This window comes from Prochlorococcus sp. MIT 0603 (assembly GCF_000760215.1).
Classification (GTDB): domain Bacteria; phylum Cyanobacteriota; class Cyanobacteriia; order PCC-6307; family Cyanobiaceae; genus Prochlorococcus_E.
In genome coordinates this window covers 150,454-175,372 of record NZ_JNAW01000003.1, presented here as the reverse complement: position 1 = coordinate 175,372, position 24,919 = coordinate 150,454, and the positions used below count along the sequence as shown (strand labels likewise).

The 24,919-nt window shown below is 33.7% G+C and carries 22 protein-coding genes and 1 tRNA gene; 16 read left to right on the top strand and 7 right to left on the bottom strand.

Features of this window, described 5'->3' with window-relative positions; translation table 11 throughout:
* Positions 1–8: 8 nt before the first annotated feature.
* The 4 genes from serS to EV07_RS06880 all read left to right on the top strand — a co-directional run bounded on the left by serS (position 9) and on the right by EV07_RS06880 (position 5,098).
* A complete protein-coding gene (gene serS / locus EV07_RS06895) occupies positions 9–1,286 on the top strand; it encodes a serine--tRNA ligase (protein WP_036918738.1) in 1,278 nt (425 codons plus the stop codon).
* Between the two features lie 5 nt (positions 1,287–1,291).
* Positions 1,292–2,374 (top strand): RIP metalloprotease RseP, encoded by a 1,083-nt coding sequence (rseP, locus tag EV07_RS06890; protein WP_036918736.1) that lies wholly within the window; start codon positions 1,292–1,294, stop codon positions 2,372–2,374.
* A gap of 57 nt (positions 2,375–2,431) precedes the next feature.
* Complete coding sequence (gene rpsN, locus EV07_RS06885) at positions 2,432–2,734, top strand: 30S ribosomal protein S14 (RefSeq protein WP_036918734.1); 303 nt, start codon at positions 2,432–2,434, stop codon at positions 2,732–2,734.
* Positions 2,735–2,929: 195 nt separating this feature from the next.
* Entirely contained in the window at positions 2,930–5,098 is a 2,169-nt protein-coding gene (locus EV07_RS06880; RefSeq protein ID WP_036918732.1) for a polyribonucleotide nucleotidyltransferase, read from the top strand.
* A 20-nt stretch (positions 5,099–5,118) separates the two neighbouring features.
* On the opposite strand, the gene EV07_RS06875 is transcribed toward EV07_RS06880, so the two are convergent.
* On the bottom strand, positions 5,119–6,033 hold the full coding sequence (locus tag EV07_RS06875; RefSeq protein ID WP_152557479.1) for a 3'(2'),5'-bisphosphate nucleotidase CysQ family protein: 915 nt from the start codon (positions 6,031–6,033) through the stop codon (positions 5,119–5,121).
* A gap of 1 nt (position 6,034) precedes the next feature.
* Between EV07_RS06875 and rsmI the strand changes: the two genes are divergently transcribed.
* Both rsmI and EV07_RS06865 read left to right on the top strand, forming a co-directional pair.
* Positions 6,035–6,931 carry a 16S rRNA (cytidine(1402)-2'-O)-methyltransferase gene (gene rsmI / locus EV07_RS06870; protein ID WP_036918730.1) on the top strand — a complete coding sequence of 299 codons (897 nt, stop codon included), beginning with the start codon at positions 6,035–6,037 and terminating at the stop codon, positions 6,929–6,931.
* A 65-nt stretch (positions 6,932–6,996) separates the two neighbouring features.
* Complete coding sequence (locus tag EV07_RS06865; protein WP_241434022.1) at positions 6,997–7,209, top strand: hypothetical protein; 213 nt, start codon at positions 6,997–6,999, stop codon at positions 7,207–7,209.
* A 6-nt stretch (positions 7,210–7,215) separates the two neighbouring features.
* Here EV07_RS06865 and EV07_RS06860 read toward each other — a convergent pair whose 3' ends face one another.
* Positions 7,216–7,968 carry a hypothetical protein gene (locus tag EV07_RS06860; RefSeq protein ID WP_036918726.1) on the bottom strand — a complete coding sequence of 251 codons (753 nt, stop codon included), beginning with the start codon at positions 7,966–7,968 and terminating at the stop codon, positions 7,216–7,218.
* 334 nt (positions 7,969–8,302) lie between these two features.
* On the opposite strand from EV07_RS06860, the gene EV07_RS06855 reads away from it, so the two are divergent.
* Positions 8,303–8,376, top strand: a tRNA-Arg gene (locus EV07_RS06855).
* Positions 8,377–8,488: 112 nt separating this feature from the next.
* On the opposite strand, the gene galE is transcribed toward EV07_RS06855, so the two are convergent.
* Positions 8,489–9,553, bottom strand: a complete 1,065-nt coding sequence (gene galE, locus EV07_RS06850; protein ID WP_036918725.1) for a UDP-glucose 4-epimerase GalE — start codon at positions 9,551–9,553, stop codon at positions 8,489–8,491.
* Between the two features lie 137 nt (positions 9,554–9,690).
* Here galE and EV07_RS06845 point away from each other — a divergent pair, with 137 nt between their 5' ends.
* Positions 9,691–11,112, top strand: coding sequence for a nucleotide sugar dehydrogenase (locus EV07_RS06845; RefSeq protein ID WP_036918723.1), 1,422 nt, complete (start codon positions 9,691–9,693; stop codon positions 11,110–11,112).
* A 68-nt stretch (positions 11,113–11,180) separates the two neighbouring features.
* Positions 11,181–12,203 carry an NAD-dependent epimerase gene (locus EV07_RS06840; RefSeq protein ID WP_081936968.1) on the top strand — a complete coding sequence of 341 codons (1,023 nt, stop codon included), beginning with the start codon at positions 11,181–11,183 and terminating at the stop codon, positions 12,201–12,203.
* A 52-nt stretch (positions 12,204–12,255) separates the two neighbouring features.
* On the opposite strand, the gene EV07_RS06835 is transcribed toward EV07_RS06840, so the two are convergent.
* The 3 genes from EV07_RS06835 to EV07_RS06825 form a co-directional block, all read right to left on the bottom strand.
* Positions 12,256–13,233 (bottom strand): MraY family glycosyltransferase, encoded by a 978-nt coding sequence (locus tag EV07_RS06835; protein WP_052051466.1) that lies wholly within the window; start codon positions 13,231–13,233, stop codon positions 12,256–12,258.
* Positions 13,234–13,300: 67 nt separating this feature from the next.
* Positions 13,301–14,584, bottom strand: a complete 1,284-nt coding sequence (locus tag EV07_RS06830; protein ID WP_036918719.1) for a glycosyltransferase — start codon at positions 14,582–14,584, stop codon at positions 13,301–13,303.
* A 126-nt stretch (positions 14,585–14,710) separates the two neighbouring features.
* On the bottom strand, positions 14,711–15,226 hold the full coding sequence (locus EV07_RS06825) for a D-glycero-alpha-D-manno-heptose-1,7-bisphosphate 7-phosphatase (RefSeq protein ID WP_052043750.1): 516 nt from the start codon (positions 15,224–15,226) through the stop codon (positions 14,711–14,713).
* A 38-nt stretch (positions 15,227–15,264) separates the two neighbouring features.
* On the opposite strand from EV07_RS06825, the gene EV07_RS06820 reads away from it, so the two are divergent.
* From EV07_RS06820 to EV07_RS06790, 7 genes are read left to right on the top strand one after another with little or no spacing between them, the layout of a single operon-like run.
* Positions 15,265–16,203: a thiamine pyrophosphate-dependent dehydrogenase E1 component subunit alpha gene (locus tag EV07_RS06820; RefSeq protein ID WP_052043751.1), complete on the top strand. Its 939-nt coding sequence runs from the start codon at positions 15,265–15,267 to the stop codon at positions 16,201–16,203.
* A gap of 5 nt (positions 16,204–16,208) precedes the next feature.
* Complete coding sequence (locus EV07_RS06815; protein WP_036918716.1) at positions 16,209–17,240, top strand: alpha-ketoacid dehydrogenase subunit beta; 1,032 nt, start codon at positions 16,209–16,211, stop codon at positions 17,238–17,240.
* Entirely contained in the window at positions 17,240–18,553 is a 1,314-nt protein-coding gene (locus EV07_RS06810) for a DegT/DnrJ/EryC1/StrS family aminotransferase (RefSeq protein ID WP_052043752.1), read from the top strand. Before EV07_RS06815 ends, EV07_RS06810 begins: the two co-directional genes overlap by 1 nt.
* Positions 18,550–19,557, top strand: a complete 1,008-nt coding sequence (locus EV07_RS06805; RefSeq protein ID WP_036918714.1) for a GDP-mannose 4,6-dehydratase — start codon at positions 18,550–18,552, stop codon at positions 19,555–19,557. The genes EV07_RS06810 and EV07_RS06805 overlap by 4 nt, the downstream gene beginning before the upstream one ends.
* Entirely contained in the window at positions 19,558–20,547 is a 990-nt protein-coding gene (locus tag EV07_RS06800; protein ID WP_036918712.1) for a GHMP family kinase ATP-binding protein, read from the top strand.
* Positions 20,548–20,552: 5 nt separating this feature from the next.
* Entirely contained in the window at positions 20,553–22,325 is a 1,773-nt protein-coding gene (locus tag EV07_RS06795; protein ID WP_036918710.1) for an ATP-binding cassette domain-containing protein, read from the top strand.
* Positions 22,326–23,465, top strand: a complete 1,140-nt coding sequence (locus EV07_RS06790; RefSeq protein ID WP_036918708.1) for a hypothetical protein — start codon at positions 22,326–22,328, stop codon at positions 23,463–23,465. It begins immediately after the preceding gene.
* On the opposite strand, the gene EV07_RS06785 is transcribed toward EV07_RS06790, so the two are convergent.
* Positions 23,447–24,841: a hypothetical protein gene (locus EV07_RS06785; RefSeq protein ID WP_036918705.1), complete on the bottom strand. Its 1,395-nt coding sequence runs from the start codon at positions 24,839–24,841 to the stop codon at positions 23,447–23,449. The genes EV07_RS06790 and EV07_RS06785 overlap by 19 nt on opposite strands.
* Positions 24,842–24,919 lie beyond the last annotated feature (78 nt).

Here is a 24,919-nt window from a genome sequence, read left to right as displayed (position 1 = left end):
AAAAGCTAGTGCTAGATCCAAGAGAAATTAGAGAAAATACTGCTTTTGTAGAACAAGGCTTGTCTCGCCGTGGTTTAAAAGTTGATTTAACTTCACTTAAAATTGCTAGTGAAAACCTTATACAACTTGAGAAACAAAGAAGTGAATTACAAGCAGAAGGGAATTTAATTGGTAAAGAAGTAGGTCAAAAAATTAAATCAGGTGAAATGGCTAATTCTGATGAATTATCTTCTTTGCGAAAAAAAGGTAATGAAATAAAATCAAAAGTAAGCACTCTGGAAGAAAAAGAAAAAGCTCTAGCAAAGTCAATCAAAGAAAAGATTCTTCATTACCCAAATATTCCTCATGCAAATTGTCCTGAAGGGAAAGATGAAAGTGATAATTGTGAAATTCGCAAATGGGGTAGTCCACTAAGAGGGAAGCAATATAAAGAGCATTGGCAAATTGCGGACGAACTGGGCCTTATTGATACTGAGAGATCTGTACGTATTGCTAAAAGTCGTTTTGTCACTCTTTTCGGTCAAGGTGCACGGTTGGAGAGGGCATTGATCAACTTTATGCTTGATATGCATGCCGCAAAAGGTTACACAGAAATACTTCCACCTGCTCTTGTTAATACTTCAAGTCTTGAAGGCTCTGGGCAGCTCCCAAAATTTGCTGAAGAGAGCTTTCGTTGCACTGACGATGATCTATGGCTAACTCCTACAGCAGAGGTCCCTTTAACGTCTTTACACAGAGATGAAATTATTCCATCTGATCATTTGCCTCTTAAATATGTTGCTTACAGCCCTTGCTTTAGAAGAGAAGCTGGAAGCTATGGGAGAGACACTAGGGGGTTGATCAGACTACATCAATTCAACAAAGTAGAACTTTATTGGTTTGTTCAATCAGATCAATCTAAAGATGCTCATGAAGAAATCACAGCTGATGCAGAAGCTGTTTTAAAAGAATTAGAATTGCCTTATAGAGTTATGGAGCTTTGTACTGGCGACTTAGGTTTCTCAGCAGCCAGTACATACGATTTGGAAGTGTGGCTTCCTGGAGCTAATGCATATCGAGAAATTTCAAGTTCTAGCATATGTGATGATTTTCAAGCCAGGAGATCTTCAATTCGAACAAAGGAAGGCAAGAAAACCAAGCTTTTACATACCCTTAATGCAAGCGGATTAGCAATTGGAAGGACAATGGCAGCAATTCTGGAAAATGGGCAACAGCCTAATGGAAATGTTCTTCTGCCTAAAGCATTAGTCCCTTATTTTGGTCAAAAACAATTAACCTCTAGATAAAAAATATGAATTTACTTGCATCAGTGAGTGTCCTGGCAATATTAATTTTCTTTCATGAAGCAGGGCATTTTTTAGCTGCAACTGTTCAAGGTATTCGAGTTAGTGGATTCTCTATTGGTTTTGGACCTGCACTACTTAAAAAAGAATTTCAGGGGGTGACCTACTCGATTAGAGCTTTGCCTTTAGGTGGCTTTGTATCATTCCCTGATGATGATGATGATTCGGAGATTGCTAGAGATGATCCAGACTTGCTTTCCAATAGGCCAGTTTTACAGAGATTATTTGTTATTTCTGCTGGTGTTATTGCAAATTTGTTAATAGCTTGGTTCGTTTTATTTGGACAGGCAACCTTTGCTGGGCTCCCTAGCCAGCCTGATCCTGGAGTTCTTATTGTAGATGTTCAGCAAAATCAAGCGGCAGCAATGTCTGGATTACATGCTGGGGATAAGATCTTTGGTATTAATGGCATTCCCCTAGGGACAGGACAAGATGCAGTTAAGATTTTGGTCGATGAAATTCAGGCATCACCAGGTCAATTAATTTCATTACAAAAGAGTACTAATGGAATTAAGGAAATAATAAAAATAACCCCTACAGATTATCAGGGGAAAGGAAAAGTTGGTGCTCAATTGCAGCCTAATATGGAGAGTAATCTCAGGCCAGCAAAGGGCTTTGGTGAGGTATTAAATTATACTAATTTAAAATTTTCCAATATATTAATAAAGACCATACAAGGTTATAAGAGTTTATTTACAGACTTTAGTGCTACATCAAAACAACTTAGTGGACCTGTAAAGATTGTTGAACTTGGTGCACAGCTTTCAGGGCAAGGCTCTCAAGGTTTAATATTATTCGCGGCATTAATATCTATTAACCTTGCTGTTTTGAACTCGCTTCCATTCCCTTTGCTTGATGGCGGGCAATTCACACTAATTATTATTGAAGCAATAAGAGGCAGACCTATCCCAGAAAAGGTTCAGCTTGTATTTATGCAATCTGGGTTTGTTCTTCTGGTTGGTCTCAGCATCTTGCTTATTATTCGCGATACAAGTCAATTGGAAATATTTCAGCAAATGACCAATAGATAACCAAAAACTTTAGGGCAAGGAGGTAAAATCTTACAAATGTAAAAAGACAAGACTTACATGGCCAAGAAATCTATGATTGCGCGTGATGTAAAGCGCAAAAAACTAGTCGAACGTTATGCTTCAAAGCGAAAAAGCCTATTAGATCAATTCAAATCTGCTAAAGATCCTATGGAACGCTTGGAAATACATAGGAAGATTCAGGCGCTGCCAAGAAACAGTGCACCTAGCCGAATGAGAAATCGTTGCTGGGCAACAGGAAAACCTAGAGGAGTCTATAGAGATTTTGGACTTTGTCGTAATCAATTAAGAGAAAGAGCTCATAAAGGTGAGCTGCCTGGAGTAGTTAAATCAAGTTGGTAAATAGGGAAATCAAGAATTTACCTTTAACTCAAAAATTAGGGTGTTTGCATCAAATGTCTTTTGCCTAAAGGTTTTTCGGGTAAAAAGGACATCTAAGAGCACATAAGAAAAACAAGTAATTGCATATTTAACAATCAAGAAGTGCCTATCAAGTGCAAGAATGTTCACATATAAAAAGACATAAGCAAACACAACGTGCAAGGTCAGACAACGTCGGTCTCTTTCGATGGTCGGGAAATACGGCTAACCACAGGGAGATATGCCCCACAAGCTGGTGGATCAGTAATGATCGAATGCGGTGATACTGCCGTCCTCGTAACTGCTACCCAAGGGCAAGCTAGAGAAGGTGCTGATTTCCTTCCTCTAAGTTGTGATTATGAGGAAAGACTTTATGCCGCAGGGAGAATTCCTGGCAGCTTTATGAGGAGAGAAGGCCGTCCTCCTGAAAGAGCAACCTTAATCTCTAGACTTATAGATCGACCACTAAGGCCACTTTTCCCTAGTTGGATGAGAGATGACATACAGGTAGTAGCAACTTGCCTTTCATTAGATGAGAGAGTTCCTGCTGATGTCCTTGCAGTTACAGGCGCATCTATGTCAACACTTTTGGCAGGGATTCCCTTTTATGGCCCAATGGCTGCAGTGAGAGTCGGTTTGCTCGGTGATGACTTTGTTCTAAATCCAAGTTTCAGAGAAATTGAAAGAGGCGATTTGGATTTAGTAGTTGCTGGAACTCCTGATGGGGTTGTAATGGTAGAAGCTGGATCCAATCAACTTTCGGAACAAGATGTAATCGAAGCCATTGATTTTGGTTACGAAGCAGTTAATGAATTAATTAAAGCTCAAGAATCTATTCTTAAAGATTCAGGAATGACTCAAGTAAAACCTGAAGAACAAAAAACAGATGAAACAGTCCCTGCATATTTGGAAAAAAATTGTACAAAAGCAATTAGTGCTCTTTTAAAAGAATTTGAGCTTTCAAAAGAGGATAGAGATCTTAAACTCGATGAAATTAAATCTAACTGTGTTGAGAAAATAGATTCCCTAAAAGATGATAATGCAGTTAAGAAGTTGACTTCTGCAAATCCAAAATTAGTCTCAACTAGCTTTAAAGCTTTAACCAAGAAGCTAATGAGAGAACAAATTGTAAAAGATGGTAAAAGAGTTGATGGTAGAGCTCTTGATGAAGTTAGGGAGATATCTGCAGAAGCTGGAGTCCTGCCAAAGAGAGTACATGGTTCAGGGTTGTTCCAAAGAGGATTAACTCAAGTCCTCTCGACTGCAACATTAGGAACACCAAGTGATGCTCAAGAAATGGATGACTTAAACCCTAGTCCTGATAAAACTTATATTCATCACTATAATTTCCCTCCATATTCTGTTGGTGAAACTAGACCAATGAGGACTCCAGGGAGAAGAGAGGTTGGCCATGGTGCTTTAGCAGAACGAGCAATTATTCCAGTACTGCCAGCTAAAGAATCATTTCCTTATGTTTTGAGGGTTGTTAGCGAAGTACTTAGTTCAAATGGCTCAACATCAATGGGATCTGTATGTGGAAGTACAATCGCACTGCTTGATGCAGGAGTACCTTTAAAGGCTCCTGTTAGTGGAGCAGCTATGGGACTAATTAAAGAAGGAAAGGAAGTTAGGATTTTAACTGATATTCAAGGAATTGAAGATTTCTTGGGTGATATGGATTTCAAAGTTGCCGGTACCGAAAAAGGCATCACTGCTTTGCAGATGGATATGAAAGTATCTGGACTACCTGTAAAAACTATCGCAGATGCAATTAATCAAGCAAAACCTGCAAGAACGCATATCCTCGAAAAGATGGTCGAAGCAATAGACAAGCCTCGTGAGGCATTGTCCCCACATGCTCCACGACTTTTAAGTTTTAGAATAGACCCTGAGTTAATAGGAACTGTTATTGGTCCAGGTGGGAGAACAATTAAAGGAATTACAGAACGCACGAATACTAAAATCGATATTGAAGATGGTGGCATAGTCACAATCGCATCTCATGATGGCGTTGCAGCTGAAGAAGCTCAGAAGATAATTGAAGGTCTTACCAGGAAAGTTCATGAAGGTGAAGTGTTTAAAGGCTCAATAACACGAATTATCCCAATTGGCGCATTTGTAGAAATACTTCCTGGCAAAGAAGGAATGATTCACATATCACAATTATCGGAAGCAAGAGTTGAGAAGGTTGAAGACGTCGTGAAAGTAGGCGATGAGGTTACTGTAAGAGTTAGAGAAATTGATAATAGAGGAAGAATAAATCTTACTCTCAGAGGTATTCCACAGAATGGAGATATGCAGTATTACCCTCAACCAACGCCTACGCCAGTAGCTCCTTTAATGTAAATAGGACTTCTATCTTTTGATTAAAGTAAAATGTTTTGATCAATAGTTAATAACTCATATTGAATGGTTTTACATAGTTCTTCGTGGTGCCTTCCATGACTGGCAACTATGCATCCCCATTGATTGATATCTCCAGTGTTATAAGAAATTGCTTTATTATTAGCATGGGTAAATTTACCACCTGCAGCCTTAAGAATAATTTCAGGAGCAGCAATATCCCAGTCTTTTGGGGCTGATTTCCCAGATAGAGATAAATAAAAATCAGCCTCACCTTTTAAGATTTTAGCAATTTTGCAACCGATACTACCGACTGCTTTTTTTTCAGCAAAAGGTATGCGTTCCAGCAAATCTTCTAATATTCCGTCCCTATGATTTCTACTTGAAACAAGTATCATTTCTGAGATTTGATCTCTATCACTAAAGGAAAACGGTTTCTTATTACCCAATCTATCTTCGCACCATGATCCAGATCCAATTAATCCAATCCAAAGTTCTTCCAACTCAGGTATCAAAACAACTCCTAAAATAGGCTCATTGCTCTTAACTAAAGCTAAATGGACTGCGTACTCCCCTGTCTTCTGAAGGAAGTCCTTTGTTCCATCAAGAGGATCTAAAATCCATATCCACTCATCTTCTATAGGAACACCTTTTACAATTTGCTCCTTTGCCGTTTCTTCGCTAACCACAGTCCAAGAAACAAGAGGGAAATTAGAATTCAAGCCATTAATCAGCCAGCTATTAACTGCAAGATCTGCTGCTGAGACGGGACCATCTCCTCCCTCTTGAACATTTAAAGCTTGAGGGAATCCATATGGAGGTTTCTCTCCTTTTGCATAAGCCTTCAAGATGTCTGCGGCGCCCCAACTAAGGACCCTAAGCTTCTGCAACAAATCATCCAAATCTACTTTCTTTGGCAGTTCGACCTTTGTATTCATAATGGATCTAGAAACAGGTTTCATTTCAAAAAATCAACTTGAACCAAAACCAGGTGTTCTTTATATAGTAGGAACTCCTATAGGTAATCTTGGAGATTTCTCAACAAGAGCAAAAAATCTTCTTTCAAAAGTTTCAGTTATTGCATGCGAAGATACTAGACACAGTAAGAAACTTCTTAACAGCTTTAACATTAAAACTAAACTTTTAAGCTTTCATCAGCACAATACACGTGCAAGAGTCCCGATTATTATTGAACTACTTGATAAAGGTGAAAGCATTGCTCTAATAACTGATGCAGGTTTGCCTAGCATTAGTGATCCTGGAGAAGAGCTTATAGCTGCGGCAAGAAAAACGATGCATGATGTTATATGTGTGCCAGGACCATGTGCTGCAACAGTTGCCTTGGCAATAAGTGGGCTCCCCTCACAAAGATTTTGCTTCGAAGGATTCTTGCCTTCTAAAACAAAAGAGAGAAAATTAATTTTAAATTTAATTGCTCAAGAAAAAAGAACTACAGTAATCTATGAATCTCCATATAGGCTCCTGAAACTTTTAAAAGATTTAAGTGATTTATGTGGAGAAGAAAGGCCCATTAGTATTTCAAGAGAACTTACTAAAAAACATGAAGAGCAAATTGGACCAACAATTGGTGATGCAATTAATTATTTTTTAGATACAAAGCCAAGAGGTGAGTTTACCATTGTTTTAGGTGGTGCAAAAGGAATAAAGAAAGTAGAAATTAATGTCAATGAATTAATTGAAGAAGTTAAAAGGCTTATTAGCAATGGATCGAGTACAAATAATGCAGTCAAGGAAATAGCGCAAAGAACAGGATATCCACGAAACTTTCTTTATTCACTAATTCATGAAAATAATAACAAGAATATCAGTGCATAAATTATCTTATCTCTATAATATCTTCTATATAAATCCAACTTGCTATAATGCGCAAAGCCTTTATCTTGGGAATTAGCATAGCGCAGACTTCGCTTCTTGTTTTGATGTTAGCCTTAGGCTCTCAAAACCTAAGTGAAAGACATAGTGTTAATTTAGGTATCTCTTCTACAGAGAAATTGCCATCAGGCTTCTTAATTGGCATTTCAATTGCATTAGGTTCCTTAACCGGCGGTTTGGCAACAACTTTTTTGATGCCTCTTAAGCAGTCAAGATATTAGAAAATGTTATTTAGATAAATTATCAATAGCGATTAAAGATTCATCCATTATTAATCTAGTAATACCCTTGGAAAGTAAATACGAAGAAGAAAGAATGAATACTCTCGAATCAGGAACTTTTAAAACTTTTTGACTTCTACCACAATTTCTTTTAGCAACACGTTGATTTGAGTATAGAGGAATTGCCAATCTGGCTTTATCCTGATCTGAAAGGAAACTCCACTCTGAGAATTCATTTAGAGCTTTTGAATCAAGTTCATTCTTTTTATCAATTAACATATATACAATTTGTGGTAATGCTTCTGATTCAAGTGGAATGCAAGCAATCTCTTTCTGATCCTCGCAGAAAGGGTCTGAATTCAAAGGGGCAATCTCCCTAAACATACCTATTTGATTATCAGGAGAATTGGTCTCTAAATTGATTGGTTTTTCGTTCTCTCCATTTATCTCCCCAGCTAATTCCTTTGAATCAATATTAATGTTATTAGAGACATTGGATACCTCTGGCTTTATAGCAGTATCTTTTTCAGAAATTCTTGAAGCTTTAGACTTGCTTTCGAGCCTATTAGATGAGCGGGCTTTTTTAGCTCTTTTCTCTTTTAATTGAACATACTCATCCTCTGTTAAAAAAGTTTTAACTGCTCTTGTAATTGTTGCTGGAGTGCATCCATAGGACTTAGCAAGAGCGCTAAGGGAAATACCTGAAGAAAATCCTTCGAAGATTTCTTTTTTTAGAATTTCTGTGAGTTTTTTAGCCACAAAATTCTATTCAAATATCCTTATTAACTTACTTTGGAACCTATTCCACTAGGTGAAATTTAAATATTACTTCTTCCCTCTCTGACTATTAGAGTAACGAGAATTCTAGCTCTTAATGCAGAAAACTATAAAACATAAGCTAAACAGCCACTTCTCTGCTCTGCAAAGCAAGGCGCTTGAAAATAAATCTCAATTGAATTTAGACAACTTTGTTTGCAGCCCTGAATTTAGATGGCCTATATGACTAAATGTTAGTAATGTTGTACATACGGCAAAGCAATGGTGTCTTCCTGTCTTTTATTAAAGCTAATTTTGGGCATCATTAGTCTTCCGAGCTCCGTTAGCTCAGCTGGATAGAGCAACTGCCTTCTAAGCAGTGGGTCTCAGGTTCGAATCCTGAACGGAGCGTTAGAAATTTACTTTTATTAAACAGTTCATGAACAGATGAATGAAAAATTTCAAAGAAGATTTAGCTCTAAGAGTATTTCAATATAAATCTTATAAAAATTCAATTATAAATTTAATGGGGGTATAAGAATCCATTTGGATTTAAAGATTGCCATTTATAACCGTCATAGCACATATCTTCTAGACTTCTTTTTGGGGTCCAATTTAAAAGACATGTTGCCAATGAATTATCTGCTATTACTCGAAAGGCATCTCCTTCTCTTCGACCAGTAAAAACATAAGGTATTTTGATATTATTAACTTTTTCAAAAGTATGTATCAATTCTAAAACACTAGTACCTTTTCCTGTTCCTAAGTTCAAATTTAGAACTTGTGGTTCTTTACTTAATAAGTATTCGAAAGCCTTTTCATGACCATCTGCAACATCCATTACATGTATATAGTCTCTTACTCCAGTTCCATCTGGAGTTGGCCAATCATTGCCATAAATATTTAACTTTTCAATATTACCTGTCGCCACCTTTGAAATTAGAGGGAATATATTATTAGGTGTACCTAAAGGATCTTCACCTATCAGTCCTGAAGTATGAGCACCTATTGGATTGAAATAACGTAAGTTTGCGATTCGCCATTTCCCAGGCGAGCTAAGTGAGATATTACTTAATAGATTTTCCACAACAGCTTTTGTTGTTCCATAAGGATTAATTGGTTTTACTTCAGATTCCTCATTAATATTATTCTCATAAGTATTTCCATAAATGCTTGCGCTACTGCTAAAAACAATTGATCTACATTTATAATGATCCATAACTTTTAATAAATTAATTGCGCCATTTACATTTACGTCCCAATACTTTAAAGGGTTTCCAACGGATTCTCTAACTGATTTCAACCCAGCAAAATGAATAACACCATCAATAGATTGACCATCTAATGAGGCATCTGAAAATATTTTTTTTAAAATATGTTCATCTCTTAAATCACCTTTAATAACGTGCAATTTATTAGAAACTGAAAATTTATTGTCCTCACATATCTTAATTACTCTTTCAAGAGATTTATTAGAACTATTTATGTATGAATCTATCACAAAAACTTCATAACCTTTTTGAAGCAAAACCAAGCAAGTATGACTACCTATGAATCCAGCCCCACCAGTTATTAAAACTCTCTTCATTTATTAGCTATCTAGTATATTTTAATGATACATCGTTATTATGCTAAAAAACTCAATTGGATTAACTAAAGTTGCAATCATATGATCAAGAGCCTATAATTAGATTTTTCTAAAAGGCTTATATCATAATTAAATAAATGAGCATTCAAATTAAAGAAATTTGCTGTATAGGGGCTGGATACGTAGGTGGTCCTACAATGGCAGTAATTGCTCATCATTGCCCACATATTAATATAAATGTTGTTGATTTAAATGAAAAGCGTATAAAGGACTGGAATGATTCTGATCTCTCTAGGTTGCCAATTTTTGAGCCAGGTCTGAGAGAGTTAATTATAAAATCAAGAGGCATAAATCTCCATTTTTCAACTCAAATAGAAGAGAAACTTAGATTCGCAGACATGATATTTATATCTGTCAATACACCAACAAAAACCAAAGGTATAGGAGCAGGACAAGCTAGTGATCTCAAGTGGGTTGAAGCATCTGCAAGGCAAATCTCAAGATATGCTAAGGATAAAGCAATTGTGGTTGAGAAAAGTACACTGCCAGTTAGGACAGCACAAACTATTAAACAAATACTAGAGGCACCAAAAAGAGATTTAATTAATGATACATCTAAGCTTAAAAGTTTTTTTGTTTTATCAAACCCTGAATTTCTATCTGAAGGAACCGCAATAAATGACTTGGAGAATCCCGATAGAGTATTAATTGGTGGCGAAGATAATGAGGCTATTAATTCCTTAATAGAAATTTATTTAAATTGGGTAGATAAAGAGAAAATATTGACTACTAACCTTTGGAGCTCTGAACTGTCAAAGCTAATCTCAAATGCTTTTCTTGCCCAAAGAATTAGTTCTATTAACTCTTTCTCAGCTCTTTGTGAAGCTACAGGGGCAGATATTAGAGATGTTTCTCTAGCAATAGGAGCTGACAAGAGAATTGGGAAATATTTCTTGAATTCAGGGCCTGGTTTCGGAGGAAGTTGTTTCAAAAAGGATCTCCTGAATTTAGTATATATATGTAATCATTATGGACTCTATGAAGTTTCATCATATTGGCAAAAAGTTGTTGATATTAATAACTGGCAAAGAAAGAGAATAGCAAAAATCATTATAGAGAAGCTGTTTGGTACAATTACTGGGAAAAATATAGCTATTTTCGGATTTGCATTTAAAGCAAATACAAATGATACGAGAGAATCATCTGCTATAAGTATATGTAAGGAATTAATAGAAGAAGGTGCCAATTTATGTATTTATGACCCTAAAGTAAGTAAAAATCAAATAGAAAAAGATTTAGAATTAGATGAAAATAATCGAGACTCAAGCACTAATCAGGAAGGATCTTGGTCATTTTGCGAATCAATTGTTGAAGCAGCAAATGACGCTGATGCAATTGTAATTTTAACTGAATGGCGTGAATTTAAACAAATAAATTGGGAATTATTATCCAATGTTTTAAGAGAACCAGCATGGTTGTTTGATACAAGGTCCATTGCAAATACAAAGCAAGCAAAAGAATTTGGTATAAATGTATGGGAGTTAGGGAATGGAGTCTGAAAAGATAAATACTTCTAATTTGATCCCTTCACTATTAAAGTACTAATTAATGGAGTTTAATTATTAAAGTGAGAATTCTAGTTACAGGATCTGCAGGTTTTATTGGCTTCCACCTTTGTCAGAAACTTATAGAAAATGGGAATGATGTATACGGATTGGATAACCTTAACTCCTATTATGATATATCTCTAAAAGAAGCAAGATTAGGAGTCCTTGAAAAAACCTCAAGCAAACTTTTGGGGAAGTGGCATTTTTTTAAAGTAGATCTTGAGGATAAAGAATTATTGGAAAAACTTTTTAAAGATAACTCTCCTCAGGTGGTTGTTCACTTGGCAGCTCAGGCAGGGGTTAGATATTCTATAGATAACCCCAGTGCGTATGTCAATTCCAATCTAGTTGGTTTTGCCAATATCCTTGAATGTTGTAGAAGATTTCCAATAGATAACTTGATCTTTGCAAGTAGCAGCTCTGTATATGGAGGAAATACAAAGGTGCCATTTTCTGAAAAAGATGGAGTTGACCATCCCGTCAGTCTTTATGCAGCAACAAAAAAAGCAAATGAACTAATGGCACATAGCTATAGTCATTTATATGGGATATCTTGTACTGGAATAAGATTGTTTACTGTCTACGGCCCATGGGGGAGGCCAGATATGGCGCCAATGATTTTCACTAAAGCAATTCTTTCTAATAAGCCAATTCAAATTTTCAATAATGGAAATATGAGTAGAGACTTTACTTATATTGATGACGTTATAGAAATAATTACTAGATTAATTGCTAAGCCAGCAACTCCTGATATTAACTTTCAAAAGGATTCACCAGATCCTTCATCTAGTTGGAATGCATACAAAATAGTTAATATAGGTAATAGTAAGCCAGTGAATTTAATTGATTTTATTCAAACTATAGAAAATGAATTAGGAGTCAAGGCTAAAAAAATATTTTGCTCAATGCAAAGTGGAGATGTTCAGGCAACATCAGCTGAAACAAGTATAGTAGAAAACTGGACAGGGTTCAAGCCAAATACGCCTCTTTCTATAGGGATTAGGAAGTTTGTAAAATGGTATAAGGAATTCTATAATCATTAAAATATGATCAAGTTTTCTGGAATTAATTAGAGATTTAAATATTTACTCTTTCTTATTTTAGTGCAATAAATAATGCCAAAGAAGAACTACATAATGAGCCTGAGCAAATAGTTAGCAATGATTTGTTTAATGAAATACCCTTTGCAAGCATTCTATGATGTATGTGACTCCTATCAGGATGAAAAGGTGATCGACCACTCTTTAGTCGATTTAAAATAACAAAAACCATGTCTGCTAAGGGAATAAACAAAATTAATAATGCTAATAATGGATTTAGGCCAAGGTTCTCTTTAGAAAGACCAATTATACTAATAATAGAAAGGGAAAAGCCAAGGAAATAAGAACCACAATCTCCCATTAGTATTAAAGCTGGTTGACAATTATAGCGAAGGAAACCTAAGGAACTTCCTAAGAGAGCAGCAGAATATAAAGCAAATAAATAGTTATTAAATGACAAGCATATAATTATCAATGCTATAGAATTAATTGATAAGATAGTAGAAGCAAGACCGTCTAATCCATCAAGCCAATTGATTGAATTTGTAACACCTACTATCCAAATAACTGTAATTAATAAACTAAAGAAATCAGGTATTGATATTATTTCAATATTACTGGAAAGCCAACTTAAATCAATAACCTGAACACGAATATCAAAACCCCAAAGGATTATTGCTAGTAAGACTTGAAAAAACAATCTATAAAATGGTGAAATCTCAAACAAATCATCAAAAAGCCCTATTAGAAAAAAAGAGAATGCACCTCCTATAGCAATTAAGAAGATTTTATAGTTAAGAATTGATAGCCAATCTCCTGATAAAACTATTGAGAAAAGTAAAGCTAAAAAGAAACCTATGAAAATTGCAATTCCTCCAATTCTTACTAAAGGCTTTTTATGCTGTTTTCTTTCATTTGGGTTGTCAATTATGTTTAGCCTTTCTCCTAACCTTCTCAATGGAGGTGTTAAAACTATAGTTAGAAAGGTACTTGCAATTACGCTAAGCACTAGTAGCAGAGAGGTGCCTGACAAAGAATCCTAGTAAAGGGACAACTTATGATCACATTATAGTTAAAAGAAGGGGTTAAAAAAAGAACTCTTATTGTGAAAGCCAGTTTTTCAACGATTCAGTATCCTTTGAAAGTAGGTAAGAACTCTTGTTTTCCAAAAGCTGTTTATAAATCTCTATGGTTTCTAATGTAATTTTTCTCTCTGAGAAAGTTTCTTTGGTAAGTTCAAAACAAGTTTTTATTTTATTTGTTATGGAACCTTCTTGATATTGATGAATCAATTCTTTAAAAGAATCTTTATATGAGATAGGAGTATTATTCAAAGGGAGATAAATATTTTCTTTAGTAAATACATCACATGATGCTGATTGTGAACATATAACAGGTATCCCAACAGAAAATGCTTCAACAATAGACCTTGGGAATCCTTCGCCATAAGATGATGGTAAAACTAATATAGGAAAATCAAAATTACAATTAAGTAAAGGATCGATAGTTTCACCATGGAAATTTAGATTTTTGTGTTTTTTACTTAATAATTGTATTTCATTAGATGATAGTGAATCTTTACTAGATGGATCTATACCACCATAAACTTCAAATTCATGCTCAGGGAGAATTTCAGACAAAGATAAAAATATGCCTATACCTTTAGATTGCAAAAGTCTTCCACAGTAAATGAATGTACAAGTTGGTATTTCCTTTTCCGATTCTTTCTGTTTCATCCATAAATTAGAGTTGAAACCATGCTCTAAGTATCTATCTGGAACTCCAGAGCCATGAATTATTTTGCTATTATTAATGGGAGATGAAATAATCGCTTTATATAGATTCATATCTTTGGGATTCTGAAATATAAAGTAAGTCCTATTACGACTTAATTGCCATGACCACCTTGTATTTCTTTGCCTATTAGAAAAGAAATTAATTAGCTTTAAAATACATATAAATATTAGCCTATAGATAAACTTTTTTTTAGATAGTTTGCCCATTCCAGCAAAAGAAATTACAGTAGGTATTCCATAAATGGAAGAGACAAAGGCTGTAATAAGGTTGACTTTTAATGTATGCGAATGTAAGATTTTTGGCTTTATAGCTCTTATAAATATTGAAAGTTTTAAAGTAGATGCAAAAAGTGATATTAAGCTTAGATCATTCGATCTCTTTATTCTCCATGGTATATGAGTGAGTAAAGTCGAAAGAAATGCTGATGACGAATCATATGGACATAAAGCTAATACACTAAACCTTAGCTGTTTAAGTGAAGATATTAAGTGACTCCTATAATGCTGGAGATACCAACTGCTATTCGCTAACAAAAGTATTGGCCGATGTTCATATATGTTGGGAACTGATTCTTCAGCCTGATTCATTTTAAGATCTTAAAATAAGATAAACATGAATAAACATATCTTGCTATTACTATCAATGAAAGTCCAGAGAGCATTTCTTATATTAATCGCTTGTAACAAAATAAATTTATTACTAATAGCCTTACTCTAATAGAAAAGAAATTCGAGAGATGGATCTAATAAGCTAGATATGTAATTATTTTCATGAATATTATTTTGTCCATTCACACCCCTTTTCAATAAGTATGACTTGACCCCACATCCCTTTCCTGCTAATAGATCAGTAGTCTTATCTCCTATAAGTATAGAATTTTCTGAATTACATTGATAGTAATTCAATGCCTTTTCGATAAGACCAGTTTTTGGCTTTCTACAATTACATAAGTCAATTGGTTTATGCGGACAATAAAAGAATTTATCTATGCCTGGATGATCAGAGTTTTTTCTAATTAAACTATTAATTTTATTATTGAATTCATTCATTTGATTAAGACTAAATAAGCCTCTCCCTATACCTGATTGATTGGTAACAACACATACCTTTATATTATAATTTATTCTAGTAAAAAACTCATAAACATCATCAAATAATATGCATTTATTATAATCATGGGAGTAGCCATCTTCATCTATGTTTATTGTTCCATCTCTGTCAAGAAGCATTAGGTTATAATTCTTATGCATTTTCCAAATAGCATGGAATGGAAGAAATCATAAAAAAGATCTTATTTATAAGGAAATTTGAAGAGAAAATAATAGATGTGTACTCTTCCGACGTAATTAAGTCACCAGTTCATCTTAGTATTGGACAGGAATTGTTCAGCGTATTATTGGCTTCTCATGTTAAAAGGAAAGACAAGGTAATTGGGAACTATAGAAGTCATGCATTATCCCTGGCTTTGACTGACAACCCCCAGAAGATTACTGATGAACTATTCGCAAAAAAAACAGGAGAGTTTGGAGGAAGAGCTGGATCAATGCATCTGGGTTGCCATGACAAGGGGATGACATGGACGAGTGCGATAGTTGCATCAGGGATCCCAATTGCAGTGGGCATAGCCGAAGCACAACAACGCCTTAATCAAGAAGATGGTGGAAACAGGATTGTTATATGTCAGTTTGGTGACGGCGCAATGGAAGAAGGCGTTTTTATTGAGTCTATAAATTATGCATCATTAAAGTCATTACCTATTTTATTTGCATGTGAGGATAATGGGTTAGCCATTCATTCATCTAAAGAAGCAAGGACCCCTTCGAGCTCATACAAAACAAGAGTTCAATCATGGAATATGAATACTGATGAATCAACTTATGAGGATCCAATTAAGTTGGTTGGAAAAGTCCAAGATTCAATCAAGCAAGTAAGACTAGGTGAACCTTTATTCCATATTGTGAGGTGCTATAGATGGTATGAGCATGTTGGTGTCGCTACAGACTGGCATTTGGGTTATAGAGATGAGAGTGAGTTGAATTATTGGAAAAAATTTGATATTGAAAGTAACCCTAACTTATGGGGTGTATCTGATGAATTTGTTTTAAGAGAATCCAAAGATGCAGAAGATAAAGTTCAGAAGTTGTTTTCTTCTGCTTTAAAAGAGAAGGATTGTGACCTAACAAATCTGACCCAATTTGTATACTAATAATCATGGAAAAATATCAATTACTTAGTTATGGAGAAGCTTGTGGTCAGGCAATTAAACTTTCTATGCGTAGAGACACAAAAGTACTTGTATATGGCTTAGGCGTAGATGACCCTAAAGGAATGTACGGGACCACAGAAGGACTAGTAGAAGAATTTGGTGGCAACAGATGCTTTGATACACCTCTATCTGAAGATGCAATGACTGGGATAGGGATTGGCATGGCCTTAAATGGATTCAGGCCTATTCATGTACATCAGAGATTTGATTTTTTGTTGCTTTGCATGAATCAGCTTATTAATTTAGCTGCGAAAGTAAAATATTTATCAAATGGCAAGGATTCCTGCCCATTAATAGTTAGGGCAATTATAGGAAGGAGCTGGGGGCAAGGCGCACAACATTCTCAATCATTTCATAGTTTTTTATCATCAATACCTGGACTGACTGTAGTTGCACCTGTTACACCTCACGACATGTTTAATACTATATTATGGGCTACTAAGTATGAAAATCCAGTTATCATTGTGGAAAATAGAATGTTATATAGCAATAAAGGCAATGTATATATAGAAGAAGGTTATGAGCCTAGTATCAGGAAGCTAGAATCTGGCAATGATATTACAGTTGTTTCAATATCTCATATGTCTCTTGAGGCAAGTAGAGCTATTGAGGAATTAAGTTCTAAAATGAATATAACCTCAGATCATTTTAGTATTGTTAGACTAGATAATATTTCTACAGAAGTTATTCTCGAGTCTGCAATGAAAAATAAAAATCTATTAATCATAGATAATGGTTGGACAAAATGCTCAATAGCTAAAGATATTCTTTGTGAACTTTATTTAAATGGATTTATGGGAAAGTCTAAAATAATGGGCTATTCAGATAGCCCATGCCCAACTCCAAAAACTCTAGAAAATTATTATTATCCAAACCCAACCTCTATAGCAAAAAATATATTAGAATTATGTAACATAGATGATGATATAATGATCGATGAAAGTCCAGAGATTAAATCATTTAGGGGACCATTCTAATGTCTTATTTAAAACATGACAATGAATTTGGTGCTGAATTTGATTCTGCTTTAAACGAATTGCAAATATGTATACAAAAGCTATATTCAATAAGAGCTATTCAGGAAACTAACGAAAATAAACCAATTAGGTTACATGATTCCACTATAGAATCTTCCTCTGCTTATTCTTGCATTAGAGCAATAGTTAGAAATCAGATTACTATGGGTAAATTGGTTGATTTCTATGAAAAATCATATTCAGATTATTTAGGAGGCTCCTTTAAATCACTTTCATGCAACTCAGGTTCCTCTGCAAACCTATTAGCAATATCAACTCTAATGCAATCAGGCCGATTATCTGTAGGTGATAAAGTAATAGTGCCCGCTCTATCATGGTCCACTACTGTATTCCCTCTTGTCCAATATGGCCTTGTACCTGTTTTTTGTGATGCTAATGATACTGATTATAATATAGATACTTATCATCTAAAAAGCTTAATTAAAAAATATAATCCATCAGCTATAATGCTTATTCATACTTATGGATGTCCTGCAGATATGAATCAAATTTGTTCATTATGTAATGAAAATAATATGTTAATTATAGAAGATACTTGTGAAAGCATGGGCGCTGAATACTCTGGAAGAAAAGCAGGAACCTTTGGAGAAGTATCAACATTTAGTACTTATTACTCTCACCATATTTGCACACTTGAAGGAGGCTTTACATGCTTTAAAGACGAGGAATTATTATCACTTGCAAAATCAATAAGGTCTCATGGCTGGTTAAGACATTTAGAAGATAATGATCCAATATTTTCTCAATATAAAGAATTGGATAAAGGTTTTCTTTTTAGCAATATTGGCTATAACTTAAGGCTTTCTGAACCTCAAGCCGCAATTGGTATAGAGCAAATTAAAATGCTAGATAGCTTTATAGAAAATCGTAAACAGATGGCAATGATCTACAGTGAATATTTTCAAAACCATAAAGATATATTTTCTTTTATTGAGCCTTTACCAGAGGCAAACTCAAGTTGGTTTGGCTTCCCACTTGTACTAAAGGGGCGTTTAGACAAACAAAGAAGGCATTTCAGAGATTTCCTGCTCGACAAAAAAATTGAAACAAGACCATTTCTTGCAGGTGATTTTACAATTCAACCTGTAATGAACAAATTCCAGCATATAAAAGATGGCGATTTCTCTGTTACAAGTGCAATAACTTCTAGTGGCTTAGCATTGCCTTGTCATCAAGGTTTAAAGTCTAAGGATATTGAGAAAATATTATATTATGTAGACCAGTTTATTAAACTAGAAAATTATTCGACATGACAATATTAATTACTGGAATAACAGGAATGGTAGGGTCACATCTATTAGATTATGTTCTTGAAAATACAGACGAGCAAATTATTGGTTTATCTAGATGGAGGACTTCATTAGAAAATATCTCCAATCATATTCCTTTAATTAATCAAGGCAAAAGGATTAAACTCGAACATTGTGATATTAGAGATGCTATAGGTGTAGATAATATTTTCTCTAAATATAAGTTCAAATATATCTTTCATTTAGCAGCTCAAAGTTACCCGCATGTATCTTTTACGAATCCAATTGAAACTTATGAAACAAATATAAATGGAACTGAACATATTTTAAGATCAACTTTAAAATATTCCCCTATGGCAATAGTACATGTTTGCTCATCATCAGAAGTCTTTGGAAGGGTTAGTAAGGATAAGGTACCTATAGATGAAGAAACATCATTTCATCCAGCTTCACCATATGCAATTTCTAAATGTGGAACTGATTTAATTGGTAGATATTATGCAGAAGCTTTTTCATTAAACACTCAGATCACTCGTATGTTTACTCATACTGGACCTCGAAGAGGTGATGTGTTTATGGAGTCAACATTTGCAAAACAAATAGCTCTAATTGAGAAAGGTTATCAAGAGCCTATAGTTAAGGTTGGAAATCTTGATTCATTACGAACAATAGCTGATGTAAGAGATGCTGTTAGAGCATATTGGACCTTATTAAATAAGTCGCCTGAACCTGGATCATATTATAATATAGGTGGCAATACAACATTAAAGGTAGGAGAGATATTAGATAACTTAATTGCTTTGTCTACAAATAAATCAATTAAATATAAAGTAGATCCTGATAGACTTAGACCAATCGATGCAGATTTACAAGTACCTAATATTAGTAAGTTTGTTAAAAAAACAAATTGGTCGCCTAGCATTTCTTATCAACAAACAATTGAGGATCTATTGAATTACTGGCGTATAAAAATAAATAAGTCAGGCAATACATTTCTTCAACGATAAATGATTATAACTAGAGCTCCATTCAGGGTTTCATTTTTTGGTGGTGGAACAGACCATGAATCTTGGTATAAAAATAATGGAGCTGTCGTAATAGGAACAACAATCAATTCATTCTGCTATGTAACTCTTAGACCATTAACACCATTTTATGGAACAAGGTTTAGATTGTCTTGGTCAAAGATAGAGGAGGTCAAGGATCCTAGTGAAATTGATCATCCAGCAGTAAGAGGAGCCCTAAATCATTTTAAAATAAAACAAGGTTTAGAAATTCATACAGATGGTGATTTACCTGCAAGAAGTGGCCTTGGGTCCTCATCTTCTTTTTCTTCAGCTTTAATACTTGGCCTAAATACATATTTAGGTAAAAAAGTCTCAATAAGAGAGCTAACAGAAAGTACAATTAATTTTGAACAAAATATACTAAAGGAAAATGTAGGAATTCAAGATCAGATACAAGCATGCCAAGGAGGCTTTAGCTTGATTAATATACGTGAAGATGGTTTATATAGAACACTTAGACTAGACATTAGTGATGAATTAGTTAGAAAGATATCGCAGGAAATGTTGTTATTATATACTGGTATATCTAGGACATCTTCGGATATTCACAATGCAAATAAGAATTTAGATCAACAGATAAAGGATGAATCTCTTAAGCAAATTTGTCGTATAGCAAAAAAGGTTAACAGCAAGATTTTAGATGGAGAAATGAAGTATGAAGATTTCTGCAGTTATTTACGAGAATCTTGGCTACATAAATCAAGCTCATTCCCACGATCTAAACTTAGTGAAAACCTTCTATCGATATACGAAGAAGCTATCTCTGCTGGAGCTCATTCAGGCAAATTACTAGGAGCAGGTGGTGGTGGTTTCTATTTATTTTTAGTGCCTAAGGAAAAGCAAAATAGATTTAATGAAGCAATGAAATCTTATAAGATCAACGATCCTGAAATAACAAACGAAGGTTGTTCAATACTCTATAAGGATTAAAAAATATGGATACTTTTAATGCAATCAAATACATATATTTAATATTAAAAAGCTCTAAGGTTGATTCTTATAGATCTAGGATTATATGCTTGATAAGCTTAGTCTTAATATCATCCTTGGTTGAGTTTATATCTATATTTCTTGTTCAGCCAACCTATAGAGTTCTCATAGATAATTTTTCTTTAAATAGTGCCTTAAGTATACCTAAAAATTTAATTGATTTCAGCATTTATAATGAATTAGAACAGAAATTAATAGCCTTATCAATATTTTTATTTGTTTTTTGTTTTTCCAACGTTCTCCGCACCTTACTTATGTGGCAAGCCTGTAGGCAGTCTGGTGAAATAAGTGCAGGTATTTTCTCAGCATCATATTCTCAGTTATTAGCTCGAGATTATGGAGATTTAAGTTCTGCTAATCTTAGCAAATACTCTAGTATTTATAGAACAAACAATACTTATTTTGTAGCAGTATTTAAAAATATAATATTATTTTCTGGTTACCTTCTTTCTACGGTATTGATACTAATTTTACTAGCATATATCAATACAAATGTTACCATGCTTTCATCAATATTCTTAATAACACCGTATATAATATTATCTCGAATTATTAAACCTAAATTAAAAAGAATATCTAGTCAAATAGGTAATTTAAATGAAGATATATCACGATATACTCAAGAAGCTTTTTCCTCATTAAAAACAATTAAGCATTTTCATGCAGAAGGATATTATAGTAGTTATTTTGAGTCAAGAGAAAGAAAACTTCGCGAGAGGATAGCTACAGGAGAATTTCTTGAGCAGTACCCTAGATTTGCCTTGGAAGCATTAGGAGTTATATTAATAACTTTGTTATTTATATTATCTATTAAAATCAATTCTCTCAATATTCAGGTAACATTTATAATAACATTTGTATTTGCCTCTCAAAGGCTTTTGCCCACTTTACAGCAACTTTATCGAATATGGGCATATATATCAACCTATAAGTATTCTATAATAGGTTTATATGATAGTATTAAAGAAGAAAAAGAATTTTCCAATAAAGATCTAGATAGAAGAGATCCTCAAGGTATAATAAAAATCAAAAACTCTTCCAAAAGCATTGTTTTGAAGAATGTCTCATTTGCTTACTCTAGTAATTCAAATGCAGATGATATAAATTATATAATTAATAATACTAACCTTAAGATAGATATACCTAATACTATATCTATAACAGGAGCTTCTGGTTGCGGTAAAACTACTTTAGTCGATTTGATATCTGGGCTTTTGAAACCATCGCATGGAACAATTGAATTGCCAAGTTATTTAGAGAATGGATCATCTATAGGTTATGTTCCTCAGGAGGTCCCTATAATTAATGGTAATATCATAGATAATTTAACGCTAGGCAATACAAATTTAGATATTAATAGCGATTTCGTCTGGAATTGCTTGAGATTAGCTGAATTAGAAGATTATGTACAAAGTCTTCCCTTTAAACTTGATTCAATTTTAGGTGAACAAGCTATAAATATGAGTGGAGGACAAAAACAAAGACTAGGTATTGCAAGGGCCCTAATTGTTAAACCAAATATTTTAATATTAGATGAATCAACAAATGCATTAGACACAGATAAAGAGAATCGACTTATTGATAAACTATTAATAGAACTAAATCAAAGCCTTATTTTGATAATTACACATAATAAAACTATAGCAGCAAAATGTAGAAGCAATATAAATATTGATAGCCAAGGTAATGTCATTTTCAACAACATAATAGCAAATTGAATGAAAAACAGTTTTACTTTTAAAAAGCAATTTTTATTTTATGTACTTTATAGACTTATAATAGTTTGTGTAATGTATGGACTGCTAAATGAGCTTACTGATAGTTTAGGAGATGCAACCTATTATATGGGTCTTGCAGATGATCATGAACCTGAGAGTTGGAGGTCTCAATTAACTTTATGGATTTATGTAAATCTCTTTGGTCAAGATAAATTAATAGCGAGCTTTCTACTATCAATTGTAGGACCTATATTGCTGTGGAGTTCAGTTAAAAGGTTTATTTACGATAAATACACATACTTATGGTGGCTAGTTCTAGCATTGCCAAGTATGGTCGTTTGGACAGCAATTCCATCCAAAGAAGCTCTTGTATGGCCTGTTGCTATCTTTTATGCAGTAATTGAAGGAACGAATTTAGCAAGAAATGATATAGATAAATGGAATAACTTAAGGAGTTTAATCCTTAGGTTTAGTCTTTTATCACTACTTTATATATTAAGAGGGGTTTTGGTTACACCATTGTTTTTAATTGGCATAACTACAACTATATTCCCATTGATAAGACTTAAGTATAAACCATTGAGAACATCGCAATTGGGATTTAGTCTAATACCTATAATAACCCTTTCTTTAGGATTCTTGATTGTAACTATAGTTTATCTCACTAATAGATTTTTCATTGAGTGGATTGATATGGTTGTAACAGGAAGTTTTTTATCACTAGATGCTAATTTCTCTAGGTATTTTCTTGTTGACTTAGGGGGATTTTATCAGTTTAGTAATTTTATTAGGCTTCCCTTTCTTGCTTTGTTTCCCACAGTAAGTGAAGTATTAAATAGCCCTATGAAATCAATGTTTATTTTATTAGACTCTTTTATATTTCTATTTTTATATTATATCACTTGGACAAGGGCTTTGCGTAAATGTTCTGAAAATACTTATTTAAAGAGAGTATTGAATATTATTTTCTTTGGCATTACATTCATTTACTTAACATTATTTTGTGTCCCGGGAGCATTTAATGTCGGGACAGCTCAGAGACATAGAGTTAACTTTATACCACCAGGAATAGTTTTCCCTTTAGCAGTTATTAGTCAACTAGAGAAAGATAAAAAGTTTAATTACTCTATCTTGAAATGATCTTTTGTCATCTGAAAAATATTACATATATCTAAATATCCTGTTTTGCTGTCAACAAATTTTTTCAATACTTCTGTTTTATCACTATTAAATAATATTATACCATTTTTCGAATGATAGCCTGTCCCTGAATCCCTTTTTATTAGTTTAAACCCAGCTTCTTCTATCCTTATTTCTTTATTATCTAGATATATAATAGCAGCTTCGTTAAGGCCATGAACATTAGATATAATTATATTAACTGTATTTTGCTTAGGTTTATAACGTAATTGAAGAATAGGCATATTATTTATATCCTTTAACCTATTTATATTCTTTAATAGTAGATTTACATAATGTTCAGAATCACACTCAATATTTATATCTGGATACATGGCTGGAATAAATTCATACATCTTATAATCTAGTTGTAGAATCTTAAGTAATTTACTGTCTTCTTCTAGGAGTAGTTCATATTCCTGTAAATCATTCCTGAGAATTGCCTTTTGACCAAAACCTGAAATAATCCACAAATCTCCACCTCTATTTTCTTGCAATTTTAATAGATTTCCTATTTGAAAATCTGCTAAGTCCATTGCTTTAATTAAGCTTTTTGAATTGAATTGTTTATCTATAATTTTTTCGTCTTCTAGGATTCCAAAATCCTCTGGGAAAGAATGCATCCAATATCTATGCATTGTAGATGCTATATGATTAGAGAAAAAAGTAGAGTATTGTGGCTCAAGATCAATTAAATATTTTTTATATACATCAAATGAAATCAATGCTTGAATGTTAGCCCTTCTTTTTTTATTTCTATTATCATAAATCTCCTTTAACATGTGAATTGATGTTTTTAATAAAACGGAAATAGATATAATATTATTTTTGATTAATTTACTAAGATTAGTTATGTCTCTTTTTTGAATGCCTTGAGCAACTGCTTTATTTCTTTTAGCTAGATGAAGATTAAACCTTTGGAACAATTCCAGTTCTCTTGGGATAGCCTTGGATTCTGGAGAAAAGGTATCCGGAAGATAGAATTTTACATTGCCTCCCTTGTAAGGAGGATAAGATTGTAATGAACCAAATATTCCAATACTTATTCCGGATTTCTCTAATACCTGCCAAATAGGTGGATATTTACTCGCACAACTTAAATCTTGGTTAATAAACCGAATATCATGAAGATCATTCGTCACTCCTCTGTGGACAGAAGGCCAAGTACTCCAAGGATGCAATTCACCTGAATCCCTTGTAACAGTCTCAATAAATGAACCTCTTTTATATAGTTTAGAAATATTGCTATATGGTCGGTGCAAAATATAATGATCAATTACTCTCTTTGGGACCTCATTTAATTCGTAAACAATTAAATTTGGTGGCTTTATACTCATTACAGTTTGAACTTTTCCTTAATATAGTGATTTTAGCGATTATAGTAATATTAGGCAAATCGCTATAAATCTAATTAT

Coding starts and splice junctions, on each gene's coding strand:
- EV07_RS06790 (WP_036918708.1), top strand. CDS start 22,326: ATGAAAAACAGTTTTACTTTTAAAAAGCAATTTTTATTTTATGTACTT.
- rsmI (WP_036918730.1), top strand. CDS start 6,035: ATGGATCTAGAAACAGGTTTCATTTCAAAAAATCAACTTGAACCAAAA.
- EV07_RS06825 (WP_052043750.1), bottom strand. CDS start 15,226: ATGCTTCTTGACAGAGATGGAACAATAAACATAGATGAAGATGGCTAC.
- rpsN (WP_036918734.1), top strand. CDS start 2,432: ATGGCCAAGAAATCTATGATTGCGCGTGATGTAAAGCGCAAAAAACTA.
- EV07_RS06815 (WP_036918716.1), top strand. CDS start 16,209: ATGGAAAAATATCAATTACTTAGTTATGGAGAAGCTTGTGGTCAGGCA.
- EV07_RS06800 (WP_036918712.1), top strand. CDS start 19,558: ATGATTATAACTAGAGCTCCATTCAGGGTTTCATTTTTTGGTGGTGGA.
- galE (WP_036918725.1), bottom strand. CDS start 9,553: ATGAAGAGAGTTTTAATAACTGGTGGGGCTGGATTCATAGGTAGTCAT.
- EV07_RS06805 (WP_036918714.1), top strand. CDS start 18,550: ATGACAATATTAATTACTGGAATAACAGGAATGGTAGGGTCACATCTA.
- EV07_RS06810 (WP_052043752.1), top strand. CDS start 17,240: ATGTCTTATTTAAAACATGACAATGAATTTGGTGCTGAATTTGATTCT.
- EV07_RS06845 (WP_036918723.1), top strand. CDS start 9,691: ATGAGCATTCAAATTAAAGAAATTTGCTGTATAGGGGCTGGATACGTA.
- EV07_RS06820 (WP_052043751.1), top strand. CDS start 15,265: ATGGAAGAAATCATAAAAAAGATCTTATTTATAAGGAAATTTGAAGAG.
- EV07_RS06875 (WP_152557479.1), bottom strand. CDS start 6,033: ATGAATACAAAGGTCGAACTGCCAAAGAAAGTAGATTTGGATGATTTG.
- EV07_RS06830 (WP_036918719.1), bottom strand. CDS start 14,584: ATGAATCAGGCTGAAGAATCAGTTCCCAACATATATGAACATCGGCCA.
- EV07_RS06785 (WP_036918705.1), bottom strand. CDS start 24,841: ATGAGTATAAAGCCACCAAATTTAATTGTTTACGAATTAAATGAGGTC.
- EV07_RS06795 (WP_036918710.1), top strand. CDS start 20,553: ATGGATACTTTTAATGCAATCAAATACATATATTTAATATTAAAAAGC.
- rseP (WP_036918736.1), top strand. CDS start 1,292: ATGAATTTACTTGCATCAGTGAGTGTCCTGGCAATATTAATTTTCTTT.